The 16,458-nt window shown below is 46.1% G+C and carries 17 protein-coding genes; 8 read left to right on the top strand and 9 right to left on the bottom strand.

The window, feature by feature from the left end; genetic code table 11:
• Window positions 1-145 precede the first annotated feature (145 nt).
• On the top strand, window positions 146-397 hold the full coding sequence (locus tag ACYVI9_RS12965; RefSeq protein ID WP_460765031.1) for a hypothetical protein: 252 nt from the start codon (window positions 146-148) through the stop codon (window positions 395-397).
• Between the two features lie 139 nt (window positions 398-536).
• On the opposite strand, the gene ACYVI9_RS12960 is transcribed toward ACYVI9_RS12965, so the two are convergent.
• From ACYVI9_RS12960 to sppA, 6 genes are all read right to left on the bottom strand, one after another.
• The gene (locus ACYVI9_RS12960) at window positions 537-740 is read right to left on the bottom strand and encodes a hypothetical protein (protein ID WP_460765029.1); all 204 of its coding nucleotides are present in this window, start codon (window positions 738-740) and stop codon (window positions 537-539) included.
• A 102-nt stretch (window positions 741-842) separates the two neighbouring features.
• Window positions 843-1,334, bottom strand: a complete 492-nt coding sequence (gene coaD, locus ACYVI9_RS12955; RefSeq protein ID WP_460765027.1) for a pantetheine-phosphate adenylyltransferase — start codon at window positions 1,332-1,334, stop codon at window positions 843-845.
• 53 nt (window positions 1,335-1,387) lie between these two features.
• Window positions 1,388-2,323, bottom strand: coding sequence for an aspartate carbamoyltransferase catalytic subunit (locus tag ACYVI9_RS12950; RefSeq protein WP_460765025.1), 936 nt, complete (start codon window positions 2,321-2,323; stop codon window positions 1,388-1,390).
• A 245-nt stretch (window positions 2,324-2,568) separates the two neighbouring features.
• Window positions 2,569-3,063, bottom strand: a complete 495-nt coding sequence (locus ACYVI9_RS12945; protein ID WP_460765023.1) for an SRPBCC family protein — start codon at window positions 3,061-3,063, stop codon at window positions 2,569-2,571.
• 56 nt (window positions 3,064-3,119) lie between these two features.
• Window positions 3,120-4,253, bottom strand: a complete 1,134-nt coding sequence (locus ACYVI9_RS12940) for an ABC transporter permease (protein WP_460765021.1) — start codon at window positions 4,251-4,253, stop codon at window positions 3,120-3,122.
• A gap of 160 nt (window positions 4,254-4,413) precedes the next feature.
• Window positions 4,414-6,171, bottom strand: coding sequence for a signal peptide peptidase SppA (sppA, locus tag ACYVI9_RS12935; protein WP_460765019.1), 1,758 nt, complete (start codon window positions 6,169-6,171; stop codon window positions 4,414-4,416).
• Window positions 6,172-6,346: 175 nt separating this feature from the next.
• On the opposite strand from sppA, the gene folK reads away from it, so the two are divergent.
• The 3 genes from folK (at window position 6,347) to ACYVI9_RS12920 (ending at window position 9,627) form a co-directional block, all read left to right on the top strand.
• Window positions 6,347-6,862 carry a 2-amino-4-hydroxy-6-hydroxymethyldihydropteridine diphosphokinase gene (gene folK / locus ACYVI9_RS12930; protein WP_460765017.1) on the top strand — a complete coding sequence of 172 codons (516 nt, stop codon included), beginning with the start codon at window positions 6,347-6,349 and terminating at the stop codon, window positions 6,860-6,862.
• Window positions 6,863-6,898: 36 nt separating this feature from the next.
• Window positions 6,899-9,097 (top strand): DUF4954 family protein, encoded by a 2,199-nt coding sequence (locus ACYVI9_RS12925; RefSeq protein WP_460765016.1) that lies wholly within the window; start codon window positions 6,899-6,901, stop codon window positions 9,095-9,097.
• A gap of 134 nt (window positions 9,098-9,231) precedes the next feature.
• Window positions 9,232-9,627 (top strand): hypothetical protein, encoded by a 396-nt coding sequence (locus ACYVI9_RS12920; RefSeq protein ID WP_460765014.1) that lies wholly within the window; start codon window positions 9,232-9,234, stop codon window positions 9,625-9,627.
• Window positions 9,628-9,960: 333 nt separating this feature from the next.
• On the opposite strand, the gene ACYVI9_RS12915 is transcribed toward ACYVI9_RS12920, so the two are convergent.
• The 3 genes from ACYVI9_RS12915 to era all read right to left on the bottom strand — a co-directional run bounded on the left by ACYVI9_RS12915 (window position 9,961) and on the right by era (window position 12,769).
• Window positions 9,961-10,338, bottom strand: coding sequence for a hypothetical protein (locus ACYVI9_RS12915; RefSeq protein ID WP_460765012.1), 378 nt, complete (start codon window positions 10,336-10,338; stop codon window positions 9,961-9,963).
• A 166-nt stretch (window positions 10,339-10,504) separates the two neighbouring features.
• Complete coding sequence (der, locus tag ACYVI9_RS12910; protein WP_460765010.1) at window positions 10,505-11,812, bottom strand: ribosome biogenesis GTPase Der; 1,308 nt, start codon at window positions 11,810-11,812, stop codon at window positions 10,505-10,507.
• Window positions 11,813-11,896: 84 nt separating this feature from the next.
• Window positions 11,897-12,769 carry a GTPase Era gene (gene era / locus ACYVI9_RS12905; RefSeq protein ID WP_460765008.1) on the bottom strand — a complete coding sequence of 291 codons (873 nt, stop codon included), beginning with the start codon at window positions 12,767-12,769 and terminating at the stop codon, window positions 11,897-11,899.
• A gap of 196 nt (window positions 12,770-12,965) precedes the next feature.
• Between era and ACYVI9_RS12900 the strand changes: the two genes are divergently transcribed.
• The 4 genes from ACYVI9_RS12900 (at window position 12,966) to ACYVI9_RS12885 (ending at window position 16,235) form a co-directional block, all read left to right on the top strand.
• Window positions 12,966-13,667 (top strand): SMUG2 DNA glycosylase family protein, encoded by a 702-nt coding sequence (locus ACYVI9_RS12900; protein ID WP_460765006.1) that lies wholly within the window; start codon window positions 12,966-12,968, stop codon window positions 13,665-13,667.
• 390 nt (window positions 13,668-14,057) lie between these two features.
• Window positions 14,058-15,212 carry a polysaccharide deacetylase family protein gene (locus ACYVI9_RS12895; RefSeq protein WP_460765004.1) on the top strand — a complete coding sequence of 385 codons (1,155 nt, stop codon included), beginning with the start codon at window positions 14,058-14,060 and terminating at the stop codon, window positions 15,210-15,212.
• Between the two features lie 108 nt (window positions 15,213-15,320).
• On the top strand, window positions 15,321-15,695 hold the full coding sequence (locus ACYVI9_RS12890) for a hypothetical protein (protein ID WP_460765002.1): 375 nt from the start codon (window positions 15,321-15,323) through the stop codon (window positions 15,693-15,695).
• 6 nt (window positions 15,696-15,701) lie between these two features.
• Entirely contained in the window at window positions 15,702-16,235 is a 534-nt protein-coding gene (locus ACYVI9_RS12885; RefSeq protein WP_460765000.1) for a hypothetical protein, read from the top strand.
• The last annotated feature ends 223 nt before the right edge of the window (window positions 16,236-16,458 follow it).

The following is a 16,458-nucleotide window of genomic DNA, read 5'->3' as shown; positions in this document are numbered from 1 at the left end:
TGGATAGTTGACAATTTACTTATCCAGGAGGTGGACGATACTACAAATTTAAAATACAACAATGGCAGTTAATGATAAGCTGCCTTTTTGTATTTCAAAACTTATACAGACAATCCAGATTTATAAATAGCTATAATCTGTTACTATGATACCGGACAAACATATTAAGGATCAATGGGACGCCTACAATCAATTGCAAACCGCAAGGGAAGAAGGATTTGAGGAAGGCGAAGCCAGAGGACAAGCCAAAGGGGAAGAAAAAAAGTCCCGGGAATTCATTGAAAACCTCATCCTGAAGTTAAACCTTGATAATCAAAAGACCGCCGATCTCGCAGGAGTATCCGTGGATTTTGTAAGGAAAGTTCGCGCCGGTTTAAAAAAGAAAAAATCATTCTGAAACCCCATGGATGGTTGACAATTCACTTATCCAGAAGGCGGATGCTACTACAAATTTAAAATATAACAATCGCAGTCAATCATAAACTGCTTTTTTTACACAACTCAATTTAGGTAAACCGCCGAAGCGGAATTAGTGCTTAACCGTTGAAAAGATAGGGGCGTGACTTCTCCTTTAAAAAACACTCCAAACCAAAGAAATTATTTTCCCGGTTTTTGATTGGTTTTGATTCAGATATTGAAGTGGTTTGTTTAGGCAAAAGTAAGTGAAGGATCCCTGCTTTCTTTAAAAAAAGCGCTGGCAGCTGCTTTTGAAGCAGTAACTTCTTTCTTTTTTTCTTCAAGGGCTCGTTTCAATATGTTATAGCCCTTCCTGTTCAAATTAAAAAGGGAAATTATTAAAATATTATAGATTTATCCGATTGGAGATTTCCGGATATTTCAAATCATCGCTTTTCAAATTTTTCCATGCCCTTCATAGAATCATATACCACCGTCGACAAAAAGGGTCCGGCATCTCCCCCGTTCTTAATGATATCCCGGACGATGGTTGAGGCCACGGAAGTGTACTTGGGTTCGCCGGTAAGAAAGACTGTTTCAATATTTTTATCCATCGCCCTGTTGGCATCGGCAATGGTTTTTTCATATTCAAAATCACTGACATACCGTATGCCCCTCAGGATAAACCTGGCGCCTATCTTTTTACAGAAATCGATGGTTAATCCCTCATAGACCGCACCTTCGACCTGATCCCGATGGCCATAGATATCCTTGATCCATTTCAGGCGCTGCTCCGTGGAAAACATGGGTTGCTTATTGGTATTGACACCGATGCCGACGATGATCTTATCAAACAACGGTATGGCCCGGTTAATAATATCCTCATGCCCCAGGGTAATCGGGTCAAAAGTTCCGGGGAAAAGACAGATTCTGGACATGATTATTGATTTGGTAAGATATGATTCGGTAATTGATTTGAAGGATCACAGGATCAGGACTCCGCCTGCCCTTTATTCGCTAATAAATACAGCACCGCCATCCTGACGGCCACCCCGTTTTCCACTTGCTGCAGGATGATGGATTGGCCACTGTCGGCTACATCGCTATCCAGTTCCACGCCCCGGTTAATCGGACCGGGGTGCATGACAATAATATCCTTTTTCAGCCCCTCAAGCAATCGGCGGCTGATTCCATAACTCAGGTTGTATTCTCTTAAGGAGGAAAAAAGTACCTGATTCTGGCGTTCCAGCTGAATGCGCAGCACATTGGCCACATCACACCACTGGAGGGTTTCCTGCAGATTATAACTAACCTGAATATCGAAGGCTTCCCGCATGTATTTGGGAATTAAAGTGGGCGGGCCGCAAACGGTAACCTCCGCCCCCATTTTCTTCAGCAGGTAAATATTGCTCATCGCCACCCGGCTGTGCATGATATCGCCGATAATGGCCACTTTGGCGCCCTTCAGGCGGCCCAGTTTCTCCCGGATGGAAAATGCATCCAACAGCCCCTGGGTAGGATGTTCATTGATACCATCACCGGCATTGACGATGGCCGCGGGAATATGTTGGGACAGAAAGTGCGGTGCTCCACTGGCACTATGACGCATGACCACCATATCCACTTTCATCGACAGGATATTGTTGACAGTATCCAGCAGGGTCTCTCCCTTGGAAACGGAGGATCCGGATGCCGTAAAATTGATGGTATCTGCCGAGAGTCTTTTCTCCGCCAATTCAAAAGAAATCCGGGTTCTGGTAGAGTTCTCGTAAAAAAGATTGACGATTGTAATATCTCTGAGGGAGGGCACCTTTTTTACCGGACGCTGCAGAACTTCCTTGAATTGACTGGCCGTATCTAAATAAAGGGAAATATCCTCCTTGTTGAGGTCTTTAATGCCGAGCAAGTGTTGCGACGAAAGCTTCATTAAAAGTCAAAGTTAAGGGAATGCTGGTTTTCAAAAACAGAATTTTTAAAATGTCCCGGTCTTGAAATTTGGTCTTCCTCAATAGCAATCCCGTGAATTTCAACTTACGAATAACGATTCGGATACAAAATCATAAACAAAGATGGAGAGACTTGCAATAATGAGGGAATCTAAAAAGCAACTAAAAGCACCCTAAATAGAAAAATAACGACAAAAACAATAGAAGGCCCTGGAAGTTCCAAAGCTTACAAATTCGCTTTGAGGTTTTGCAAGCCCTTTTCCATCGTGGGTCCATAGGTTTTGTCCAGTACCATACTGGAGAGTTTATCCCAGGGATACCAGCCGATATCGAAATCCAGGTACTGTTGCAGGGTCAGTGTATCGGTATTGGGATAGTGAATCAGCTGCCAGGACGCGACCACAGGCTTTCCGGGAGAAGCCAGCTCAGCTTTTACCAGGCTGTCAGATGCCTGCAGGATCCGTAAGGTTACCCCCGCTGCCCGGGCACTGGTTACCACACTGCCCTGCTGACTGACAGCCTCCAGGTTTAGTGTGTCCAAACCAGGATACCAGTTGCTCCAGCGACAGAGATCGGCCACTTCCCGCAGGACGGTATCGCTGCCTGGCGCCAGATTGATGGCCCGTGAAATCCGCACTTCAGAGGGAATCAGCAGGGACACCCCGAAAATAGCCAGGAAGAAAAAAACAATGCTGATGATTAGCAGTTTCAGATAACGCATAAAAAATATTTTCAATAAGACCTACCAGGGATTCCAGGACGGGTTGCCCGGAACCGCTACTCCCATTTCATGATTTTAATGACGATGGCATAAACAATCAGGATCCATATGCCCAGGATGCCGATTTCCTTCCAGCAGTCCCAGATATGAAGGCCTTCAAACGAAATTTTACGCATGGCATCATTAAAGGGGGTCAGCGGCAGCAGCATACACAGCCGCTGCAACCACTGCGGAAATACATCAATCGGGAAAAAAGTGCCCGAGAGCAGCATTTGCGGAAAACCAAACAGGTTGATCAGCAGCGGAATGGAAGTATCACTCTTGGCGACGCTACTGAATATCAGCCCCACGCCCATCAGCAGAAACAACATGATCAGGGTCATCAGGATCATTTCTGCAAAAGTGATCCAGCCGTGTTGCAGCGTAAACTTGAGCAGAAAATGACCGAATAATATCAATACGACCACATTGATCAGCTGAAAAAATAACCGGCTGGCGCCAATCCCGATCAGTATATTTAATTTTTTTACCGGTGAAGCGTAAAAACGTTTGAGTACCAACTGTTCACGTAAATTAAAAAAGATAAAGGCAATACCAAAAAGGGTCGAAAACAGGATGGAGAAACCCAATTGACCGGGTAAAATAAAATCAATGGACCGGTATTTCTTACCGGGGATAATCTGCGGAATTACCGTGTATTCCCTTTGCATCTGCTGCAGGTCTTCCAGTTGTACTTTCAGGGCCTGGTAATCGATGGCCCGTTGCAACTTGTAAACGGTACTGCCGCTGGCTTCACTGGAAATCAGCTTAACGGTATATTGACCACTGCCTGCCGAATCCGCCCCCAGTCGCTGTATATCGATTACAGCAACCAGTTTGCCTTTCCGCAGGGCATCATTTTGTGCGGCGGTATCCGGATATTGGGTGACTTCCAGTAGCTCACTTTGCCGCAGGCTGTCATAGAGTGCACTGGTGGTATCACTGCCGGCGGCAAAAGCCACTTTGGACTTTCCGGGCCCCCGGTCACTGAAAGCACCGAAGATCAGAATAAATATAATCGGGAACAGGAAACTGAAGAAAATGGCCGTAGGTTGCTTAAAAATGGCTTTAAAACTGGCCTTGGTAATGGCCCATAACGCTTTGCGCTGATTATAGGCTGGTTGCGTTTGAGAGAACTGATTCTTTTCCACTATTGCTGTCTGATAATTTTCTGTTGAATAATAGTCCAATCCGCGTATGCCAACTGCTGCTTCACCCCGGGATGGCTTTTACAAGCAGCGATCCTTCGCAACCAGGCCGGCGACGCCCCTGTTAATAATACCGGGCCCCTGCAGATGGGGCTGCCGGATTTTACCGAATTACAAAATCAAAGGGCAGCCGGGTCTGCGGTACCTGACACATGGATTTTACTTTCCTGAGCTGCACAAATACCTTATAGTACTCTTCACCCAGCTCTTCCTTCATCCGGCTGCTGACGCCCGATGGAGCCGACAAACCAAAAAGCTGCTTAAACCAGTTGTCCGGCTCCGGAAATTCCCGGACCTGGTAACTGGTGAGTCCGGCCCTGGATGCGGCCGCTTCCACTGCCCGCTGCAAACCGCCATAGCCGTCCACCAGCCCCTGATCTACCGCGCGCAGTCCGCTCCATACCCGCCCCTGTGCGATGCTTTCCAGATCTGCCGTATCAATACCCCTGCCTTCGGAGACCCTGGACTTAAACAGGCTGTAAATGTCCTCAATACTATGCTGAATCAATTCTTTCTGTTTCTCAGCCAGTGGATAGGCCGGTGAACCGGTATTGGCCAGGGGGCCGGTTTGTACCCCATCGAAAGTCACCCCCAGCTTTTCTTTGAAAAAAGCGCTCATATCGGGGATGATGCCAAAGACACCGATGGATCCAGTGATCGTGGTGGGCGATGCAAAAATACTGTCGGCCGCGCAGGAGATATAGTAACCACCCGAAGCCGCCACATCCCCGAAACTCACAATTACCGGTTTGACCTCGCGGGCCAGGGACATTTCCCGCCAGATTTTCTCACTGGCCAGGGCACTACCACCCCCGGAATTTACCCGGAGCACGATCGCCTTAATTTTCTTATCCATCCGCGCCTTGCGCAGCAGGTCCAGGTATACATCGCCCGCGATTTCTCCGGCTTGCCCCTTGCCATCTACAATATCTCCCTGGGCGTAGATCAAAGCGATATCTTCACCTGAGCCGCCCAGGTCCGGGTGGGCATCGGCATATTGTTCAATACTGACAAAACTGATTTTCTGATCTTCCTTTAGTTCCAGCCGGTCCTTGATGGCATCCTGCAGCTCATCATTGTATTTCAATCCGTCTATCAGGTGATGCTCCAGGGCATCAGCCGGCGTTTCAATGCCGCCTTCCACCGCCAGCAAGCGTAGTTCCGCAGAATCCAGATCCCGGCTTTCGGCTGTCTGGATTAACAGTTGCGTATAGATATCACCCAGCCAGGCAGTCGTCTGCAATTTGTTTTCTTCACTCATTTGTTCCAGCCGCAGCGGTTCCGTCGCGCTTTTAAATTTACCTGCATAGAAAATCTGGGGTTTGATATTTAATTTATCAAGCGTGCCTTTCAGGAACATATAATCGACCGAATAGCCCAGCCAGTCAAAACTGCCCTCGGGATTGACAAAAACCTCGTCGGCTATATTCGCCACTCCATAAGCCTGCTGGCTCATCATATCGCCATGCGCCAGGATAAATTTTTTGGACTGCTTAAAGGTTGACAGGGCCTGGCGCAATTCATCACTGGAAGCAAAACCATTACCGTTGCCATTGGCCACCAGATAAATTCCTTTGATCCTATCATCGGTGGCTGCTTTATCGATCAGCCGCACCACATCATATAGACTGGGAACTGATTGCAACTTCCCTCCTTCCAGGACTTCCTGGATACGCGTTTCAGGGTTGTCCTCATAATGGGTGGAAAGATCGATTTGTAATACGGATTTCTCCGCGACAGGTGCTGTTGCTGACCGGGACATCAGGCTGCCGACAATACCGGCAAAAAAAACAAAGCCTAAAAATCCTGCTATAAACAAGGCCAGCAATACGGCTAAAAAAGTCTTTAAAAATGATTTCATTGAATTATCTTAATCAGTTTTCCAGTTGATTCGTGGTCTGATACCGGGAGAAGAAGCTTCTGATAACTGCCTAATTGAACAGCTTTTAACGGCCTTCCGCTTAATTTTTTTGTGCGGATTCTCCAAAAAAGCTCAAAATTAAAGATATTTGGCCTCCTTGAACTCAAAAATTAAGATGAATACAGTCTACCTGATGCTGGGTGGCAACCTGGGTAACAGGTTACAGAATATAAACCAGGCCCTGGAATATATTACCGAAAAAGTCGCGACGCCTTTCGCCAGTTCCTCAATTTACGAGACGGAACCCTGGGGTATGGCCAATCAACCCGCTTTCTACAATCAGGTAGTAGCTTTAAAGACGCTTTTGGAACCTGAAGACCTGCTGGCGATCCTGCTGGAGATCGAGGCCCGTATGGGCCGGGTGCGTCTGGTTAAATATGGTTCCCGGATTATCGATATCGATATCCTGCTCTATAATGACCTGGTCTGTCAGACCGATTCGCTGACCCTGCCACATCCCAGAATGCAGGAACGCCGGTTCGTTCTGGAGCCGTTGGCAGAGCTGGCGCCCGGTCTGGAACATCCCACACTGCACCGGAGTATCAGCGCATTATTGGCTGATTGTGCAGATCCGCTTACCGTGCGCCAGCTTCCGGGAACAGCAACGGATCTTGTGGCGAATGGCAGATAAGCTGTGGAAGGCTAATTATTAACCCTAAAACACATTATGAATCAGATAAAAAAGTACAGTGTAGATACCCTGGGCTATCAGTTTATTCCAGAAGCCTTTTTACCGGAAGGCAAGGATGAATACCACCTGCGTTTTCAACAAAATCCGGCAACGGATTACCGGCCGCTTTCCAAACAGGAAATCACCATACTGAAAGCCAACCGCAACCGCTCCTCCAACTGGGATAAAGTACTGGTGCGGGAAGGAATCGACATCCATCTGATCGAAGAATGTACTTTTTATGGCCTGGTGCGTATCGGCAGGCTCAGTCCCTTTTTTCTGGAATTCAGTGAAGTCCGTTTCCCCGTTGGGCTTTACCATTCCCAGATCGTAAGTTGCGATATTGGTGACAATGTATCGATCAGCAATGTCCGCTTTCTCAGCCACTATATAATCGAGGATGAAGTGATCATGGCCAATATCAATGAAATGTCCTGTACTTCCCACGCTAAATTTGGCAATGGCATCATCAAGGAAGGCGAAAAGGAAGAAGTCCGTATCTGGCTGGAGCTGTGCAATGAAAATGGTGGCCGTAAGGTCCTTCCCTATGACGGCATGCTGCCGGGCGACGCCTGGCTCTGGACCAAATTCCGGGGCGACCAGCAGCTGATGGCCGCTTTCAAAAAATTTACCCAGGAGCGCTTTGATACTTTAAGAGGCAGTTATGGTACCGTAGGCAAGCGCACCGTAATCAAGAATACCCATATCATTAAGGATGTCAAGATCGGCAGTGATGCCTATATAAAAGGAGCCAACAAGCTCAAAAACCTGACGATTAATTCCAATGAAAATGCCCGTTCGCAAATTGGCGAGGGTTGTGAGATGGTCAATGGCATCATGGGGATCGGCAGCCGGATATTTTACGGCGTAAAAGCCGTCCGCTTTATCGTGGCGCCTTTTTCCCAACTCAAATACGGCGCCCGTCTGATCAACTCTTATCTGGGAGAGAATGCAACCGTTTCCTGCTGTGAGGTACTGAACTCGCTGATCTTCCCGGCGCATGAACAACACCATAATAATTCTTTTCTATGTGCCTCTCTGTTGATGGGTCAGAGCAATATGGCGGCTGGCGCCACCATTGGTTCCAATCATAATTCCCGGGGGGCGGACGGCGAAATACAGGCGGGCAGAGGATTCTGGCCGGGACTCTGCGTCAGTCTCAAACATAATTCCAAATTCGCGTCTTTTATGATGATTGCCAAAGGCAATTATCCGGCCGAGCTGAATATCCCCCTGCCCTTTGCCCTGTTGAGTAATGAAGAACACCGCGACCGGCTTCTGGTAATGCCCGCTTACTGGCTGATGTATAATATGTATGCGATAGCCCGCAACGAAAGAAAATTCGCCAGCCGGGACAAACGAACCGAAAAGCTGCAGCGCCTGGAGTATAATTTCCTGGCTCCGGACAGCATCAATGAAATCTTCCAGGCCCTGGAATTGCTGGAACGCTTTACCGGAAAGGCCTTTTACCGGTTCCATGAAATGGTGGGCAGCGATGCGGAACATATTGCCCGTGGCAAATCCCTGTTGGAACATGATTCCCCGGTGATCGGCAAACTGGAAATCCTGGCTTCGGGTTTTGAAAACTCCAAAAGACCGGTAGAACTCATCAAGGTACTGGAAGCATATAATGTATATAAAAAGATGTTATGCTATTATGCGGGCGTTAGTATCATCCGGTATTGTTCCGATAATGGCTTACATCGGGTGAACGATCTGCTGGAAATAACTGGGGAACGCCCCCAACGCGACACCTGGGTCAATCTGGGCGGACAACTGATGCCCCAAACGGCACTGGACGGATGTTTCGATAAAATCCGGTCGGGAGAGATTGCCAGTTGGGAACAGTTACACGACTTTTACAGGGAACAATCTGAAGCGTATCCAATAGAGCAACTCCGGCATGCTATTGCCAGTTTACTGGATATTTATCCCATAGGGACAGCCTTGGATCAGGAATTTCTACACAGTTTATATAAGGAAACATTGGAAATAAAAGAATGGGTAACCAAGCGCGTGTTCAGTTCTAAAGCGAAGGATTATAGCAATGCCTTTAAAAATATGGTCTACGACAATGAAGCCGAAATGGAAGCGGTCCTGGGCGCATTTGATCAGAATAGCTTTATTACGGAACAAAATCAGGAACTGGTCGCATTCCGACAAACCGTGGAGTCCCTGATCCGCCAATCGAATTAATTACAGCGCCTCCGAAGTCTGCCAGCCGCCTATCTTATTCGTTATCCCGGGATACTACTGCCGAATGGGAGAGTTTACAATATCAAGTAGGAGCGATCGATGAAAGTGCGCCTTCAAGATCACAAATTGTGACCTTGAACCGAGGTCGCGGTCAGAATCTTAAATTTCTGTCATTTGCATTTACGGAACAGGGGGTTGCTATGCTTAATATGACAGGCATTGAATTGGCATTAAACATTCTTGCCGAAGCCTCTGCTACCGAAATCAGCAAAACAGAAAACCCCGAAGGATTTAACCAAAGCCAAAATGTAGCGTTGGAAGGAGCAAAAGTAGCCAAAGATGCCCGCAAAAATCTGGAGCAACGAACAGGTAAGTCTATTATCAGTCCGCTCAACGCGAAAGCACTGCCAAACAGAATGGAAAACAATGATACTCCGGCTAAAAACTACCCAAGAAGAAAAAAGAATAAAGTAGCGATAACCCAAATGAAATCCTTGCTTGAAAATAATGCGATTAAGAAGTTGAAGTAAACGCAGGAACATTTGGAGGATTTAAGTGGAATCGAATCCGAACAACAGCCATTATCGATTGGGAATAAGCGAAATTCATAAAGTTTTTTGATATTTAGGGCGTATCCTTACGGGTCGGACCTTCCGTTCCAATCTTTTGTTTCGCTATGCCACACAAAAGGATTTCCACTTCAATCCCTCACTCAAACCGAAATGCATAAAAATAACTTGATATGTCTCCAAGGCGTTGCCTTGTGCTAACATGTGAATAACCCATTGGCTAAAGACCAATGGGTTATTCACTGGATCCATCCCGATTGAACCAGGAAGCTCTGATTATGAGAATCAGAACAACTATTTTAATTCCTTTTTGGCGGCTTCTGCACCAGCTTTTGCGGCGTCCTCGACTTTCTTAGCACTTTCTTTAATTGCATCGACGCCTTCCTGCGCTTTCGTTTTGGCTGCAGCACCCAGTGCCTTGGAATGTTGTTTAATTTTGCTGGCAGCCGCATTCAGGTCAGCTTTCAGGGAATCACCTATACTGGTGAGAGTAGTGTCAATGCGGGAACTGTCCTTTTCCTCGGGATTCAGGTATTCATTGGTTTCCAAAGAATCCTGTTCGGCTTCCTTTGATGTGGATGCAGTGTCACAGGAAACCAGGAAAAGCATAGTGCCAGCTAATACTAAGGACCATTTTCTCCAATGCATTTCAATAAGCTTATTCCTTTTCATAATTTATCTAATTAAGTTTTAATATAATATACAATATTCGACTGGATAAAGTTCCCAAGGCTATTTGCTGGAAAGCTATCGTTACTATTTATACGAAAAACGCCTTCAGGTAACCCTGGAACCGGAATTTAATCGCGGAACTACAAACTTATAGCGAATACAGTGCCTATTTTTTTCGGAAAAATATCCGGACCGGAACCCCTTTGAAATCAAAATTTTTGCGCAATTGGTTCTCCAGATAGTTCTTATAGGGCAGTTTGATATCGTCCGGAAAATTACAGAAAAAAGCAAAGGAAGGCACCGTTGTGGGCAGTTGTGTTACGAATTTAATCTTGATAGCATGTCCCCTGACCACTGGTGCGTGATGGTTCTGCACCGCTTTGAGCATGACATCATTCAGGCGGGCAGTCGGCACTTTTCGGGTTCTGTTTTCATACACTTCCAGCGCCGATTCCATGGCTTTAAAAATCCGGGTCTTTTCCAGGGCCGAAATAAACAGCACTGGTACATCATTAAAGGGGGCGAGCCTTTTTTTGAGTTCATTCTCATAATCCCGGGCGGTATTGGTTTCCTTTTTCAACAGGTCCCATTTATTAACCAGTAACAGGATGCCCTTTCCCTTACGGGTAGCCAGGCTATAAATGTTCAGATCCTGGGCCGTCAGGCCCTTTTCAGCATCGATCAGCAGCAGGCAGACATCAGCTTCATCCACAGCCTTAATCGCCCGGATGACAGAATAAAATTCCAGGTCTTCATGTACCCGGGCCTTGCGCCGGATGCCGGCGGTATCAATCAGGATAAAGGATTTCTGGAACAGGTTATAATGGGTATGAATCGTATCACGCGTGGTTCCTGCAATATCGCTGACAATGGTGCGCTCCTGCCCCACCAATGCATTCAACAGGGAGGATTTACCTACATTGGGCTGGCCAATAATGGCAAACTTGGGCAGTGCTTCCGCCGCTTCTTCTTTCTTTTCCTCAGGAATTAATGCGGCCACCGCGTCCAGCAACTCTCCAGTGCCACTACCGCTGGCTGAAGCAATAAAAAACAGTTGCTCAAAGCCCATACTATAAAACTCGGTGGCGTCCAGCATCCGGTCATTATTATCCACCTTGTTAACAACCAGCAGTACGGGTTTAATACTTTTGCGCAACACTTGGGCCATTTCGTCATCTAGATGCGTAATGCCCGTACCGGCATCTACCATAAAAAGTATCGCATCAGCTTCCTGTACTGCAATCAATACCTGTTTGGCGATCTCCTTCTCAAAGACATCCTCACTTCCCTGTACAAATCCCCCTGTATCAATCACGTTAAATGCTTTGCCATTCCAGTCGCTGATACCATACTGGCGGTCACGGGTCACACCGCTCACATCATCCACAATGGCCTTTCGCTCTTCCAGCAAACGGTTAAAAAGTGTGCTCTTGCCTACATTTGGTCGTCCTACTATTGCTACCGTAAATCCCATTGTTTTGTTGTTGTATCTTCTATGTGATGCGCCAGAAGCTGCCGCACTATCCGAAAAATTAATTAATTCTATGTACCGGCCCTATTATTGCCCATAACCGTATTCCCTTAAATGCAGATCATTGTCCCTCCATTTGGGCTTTACTTTGACAAAAAGCTCCAGAAAGACTTTCTGCTGTAAAAAAGCTTCGATATCCTTGCGGGCCGCCATACCTATTTTTTTGATCATGGAACCTTTTTCACCAATTAAAATCATTTTTTGGGTCTCCCGGTGAACGATTATATCGGCTACGATCTTGATCAGCGTCTGCTTTTCCTTAAATTCCCGGATCAGTACCGCCGTATGATAAGGTATTTCATCCTGGGCCAGTTCATAGATCTTCTCGCGAATCAGCTCGCTGACAAAAAACTTCTCCGGCAAGTCGCTGATGCTATCGCCTTCAAAAAAAGGAGGTCCTTCGGGCAGCAGTTCCAATATCGCTCCGACCAGGGGCTCAGGAACCTGTCCGGATATGGCGGAAATTGCAATTACCTTACGGACGTAGGATTTCTGCTCAAAATAGCGGGTCGCTTCCTGGATCTTCTCCGGTCGGGCCTTGTCCATTTTGTTCAACACCAGCAGCGCCGGTACTTTCAGCTTCAGGGCGGCAAATATCTCGTCCGACGCTGCCCAGTCGCTGTTAATATCGACCAGCAGTACCGCAATATCCGCATCCTCGAGGGCGGATTTTACCGCCTGCATCATCTTCTCATGCAATTTATACTGCGGATTGATAATGCCGGGTGTATCGCTGAAAACAATCTGATACTCCGCTTCGGTGAGAATCGCCTTGATCCGGTGACGGGTTGTCTGGACCTTAGACGAAACGATCGCCAGCTTCTCGCCCATCAGTGCGTTCAAGAGCGTGCTTTTTCCGGCGTTAGGCCTCCCGAATATGTTGACAAATCCTGCTTTCAAAATAATAATCTCATTAAAATACCTGCCTGAGCACCCTCCTTCCAACCCAGGGCATCCGGCAGGTCGCAAAAATAGACTTAAAAGCCGGCAGCGGCAAGATTTCTAAAAAATAAACAGCAACACCGCTTTCAATACGATGCGTACCAATGCCAGGGCCAGCCAGGCGGATTTAAGACGAATTCAGTAGTTTCACCACATGAAGAAGCTCAGTTTCGGCCAGAAAGTGATTGCCTTTAATCGCAACCTGCAATGCCAGGGCAGTCTGCCTCCGGGATTCCGGGTACTCAATCCCTATTTGGAAAACCCCGAGACAATGGAAGTAATGGGCGCTTTTTACCAGAAATTCTATAATGACCACCGGCAACGGAAATTTATCATCGGCATCAACCCCAGTAGACACGGTGCCGGCGTCACCGGCGTACCTTTCACCGACACCAAAAGACTGGCTGGGGTATGCGGTATTCCCATGCAGTCCGCTTATACCCATGAAGTATCCTCCGTATTTATGTATGATATGATAACTGCCTGGGGCGGGCCAGAAAAATTTTACGGGCAATTCTATATCAACTCCCCCTTTCCGCTGGCCATTGTAAGGGCCGCCAAAAATGAAGGTTGGCTGAATGCCAACTACTATGATGACCCCCAGCTTTTTGAACAGGTCCAGCCGTTTATGATCCAATCGATGCAGCAGCATATTGCCCTGGGTCTTCAAACCGACGAAGTCTATATTCTGGGTAAAAAGAATGCGCAATTCATAGAACGGTTAAATTCCATCCAGCCGCTCTACAAAAAGGCCGTAGTGCTGGAACATCCCCGCTATATACAGCAGTATAAATCGAAAGACAAACAGCTATATATCGATAAATACCTGACAGCATTCAGCGGAAATCCAACCTGATACACCCGGAGCATTGTCCAATTGTCTGTAGTGAGTTTACCTAAATACTCTCATAATCAACTATAAAGACACCAAATACTAATGTAAAAATTACTAATTTTGCATCCTTCCCTTTGGGGAACCCACCGGAAGTCTCTGAAATTGTGACTACAGGGTACCGAAAACCTGTCACAGTGATGAACCCGGCAAAACTGAACATAAAACATAAACATTTCTGAATTTCGCAGGCAGGCTATCCTATAGAATACTGCGGCGAACTTGAGATATTTTTACTAAACATGAGCGAACCGGCGCTGACCTGTGAAGCAGCCGTTCGTACAAACGGGGTTGAGAAAATTGACGACCAACTCCCTATTTTATTTGTTGAGCAACCGAAAACTTTTAAACATTATGCTTAAGACAATGAGCAGCTGTATGCTGGTAGTTACCGCACTGGCCCTGGTTTCCTGTTTCAAAGACGCAAACCTCCCGCCTCAGGAAGGCGTCGTTCCCGAAGAACCCGAAATCGAAATCCCTAATAATGTAGTGCCAATGGATTATTCGGCGACTACATTTAAAATCGAGTTAACTTTTAAAGGTACACCGACCGCTATCAGGTTCGCAGATCTGAAATACAATAAGAAAGGGGCCCTTTCCATGGATTGGGACGATGGTTCCAATACCAGTATGGACGCCCTGACTGTTTTTAAGGCATTGGAGATCCCGGACGGTACTGGTAAGAAAATTCCCTGGAGGGCCGGTGTCGCTGTGATCGGAAAAAGCGCATATAATGATATTGAACTGGGCTTAAGATCAGATCTTTCCAATGTCAGCTATGAGCAAATGAAAACGCTGATTGCAAATGGCTGGGATATTCAGAACCACGGTCTTTATAGTGGATTCGGGGGCAATTTTGAAGTTAAAACACCAGCCGAAGAAGTCGAACAACTGGACAAACTTATTCTGGAACGTATCGGATATAAACTGGCCTGTACCGTAGTTCCCGGTCAGGAAGATGGCTATGTAGAAGCCGCTGCGCAGTTCGGTCATCTGGCAGCTTCCTCCCAACGTAATGATGTAGGTGGTATTTACGCACCAGTTCCTGAAGCTGAATGGAGACCGTTGACCGACATAAAAACCTGGGATCCAGGATTTATTTATCTCACGAGATCTTTCACCGATACCTGGGAACTAGCGGGTCTTCAGGATAAGCTCACCGAATTGGTAAGCACCAGCGATGCCAAAATCCATAAGCTGCTGCGAATCGGAACCCATGATTCAGCTCCTGAGGGATTTAAAGCATTTGTGACCAGGGCAGATGCTGCCATGGGTGGTAGTTTCCTGGTTTGTTCAATGCGGGAACTCATGGAATATGAAAAACTGAAAAAGGAGGCCAAGCTGTCCGTAAATGGGGGGACCGTAACTGTACAGGCACCGGCGGGTCTACGATGGGAAGATTTTACCCTGTTGGTGGAAGGCGCAGAAGTACTCAGCGTGAGTTGTGATCAGGCTGATGAAGTACGGTTTTCCGGGAATATGATTAATGTATACAAGGACCGGTTGTAAAAGTTCTCAAAACGCACTGATCGAAAGCCGAGTAGTTTTGATTTCTAGAAGCAATGCACGACTGATTATATCATTTGCATAGGATTAATAGGCTCATTTTCCAATTTAATGATGGCGGCGAACCTGCAAATCGGCTCTTTGGGGACTCGCCTTTCAGGAAAATTGTTAACTGAAAAAGTCAATTCAAGAAAACCTGAAATTTACTCAGCTATTGTGTATGGATTAAAAACTCAAGCAAATGCACTATCCTTCTATTTAACCGGGAATTTTGGCGTGTATAATCCTGAAGCTAACTTTGATTCGAGAAAATTTAGACGCCATGAAAGAGCTTTTGAAAGTGAGTGGACAGTTAGTAGTTTAAACATCGCTGCAGGGAAGTATGTTACAAATGATATTTATAAAAGAGTTAGTTTAACAACAAAAGGTGTTATTAGAGGGACTGCTCCACTTAAACTAACAAGTACAGACATACCTTTTAAATAAAAAGTAATGAACCGACTCCCATTCTTTATACTGCTAATATCACTAACGTTCTGGACTAGTTGTAATCAGCAAAAAGTCATTAACCTAAAAAGGGATGGTGATGAAAAAATGACTTATTATGCCAGTGAACTACATGGCTATTCTATGGAGATTTTAAAGTATATAGGAGGCCAATATACTCAATATGCTGTTCGGCCAAATGGGAATGGAGAAATTATGTGTATATATAAAACGTCTGTCACCAAAGGTGATGATGATGATGGACTTACAGCTGCCGGCCCTACATGGTATCTTGTTTCTGATACAACCGATACCATACACGGAGCAGAGTTCTTGGGTAGGGAAATTCTTGGATATTATGGTAGCAAAGCAATGAACTTTATACGGGATAATGATTTCAAAGGGAAGTCAATCTCTTATTTAGATGAAGAAAAGGTAATGTTTGCGGAGGTAGCTCAGTTGATGAAAGAAAAAAAGCAAACTATTATCCCTTTTGACAGTACACGTAATTTATTTTGGTTTAAATACGATTTGCAATAAGGGAGTATCCCGAAAAGTGTCAGTTAAAATCGAGGTAAAAATCCCGCCAAAATTGTCGGTCTAACGGATCAATCTCAAAAGTTGGGGAGGCGGGTCGATTTTTTTAGATTTGCGGTTATATGAACCCCGAAGAGATACTGAAGCAACTGCTACCTGAATTCTTAGTAGACTATTTTGACATTACGGGCACCCGTGAGCAGAATGAAGTACTACATATAGACTT

This window comes from Niabella terrae, assembly GCF_054783135.1.
The sequence above is the reverse complement of the archived record's forward strand: the minus strand, read 5'-3'. Positions and strand labels throughout refer to the sequence as shown.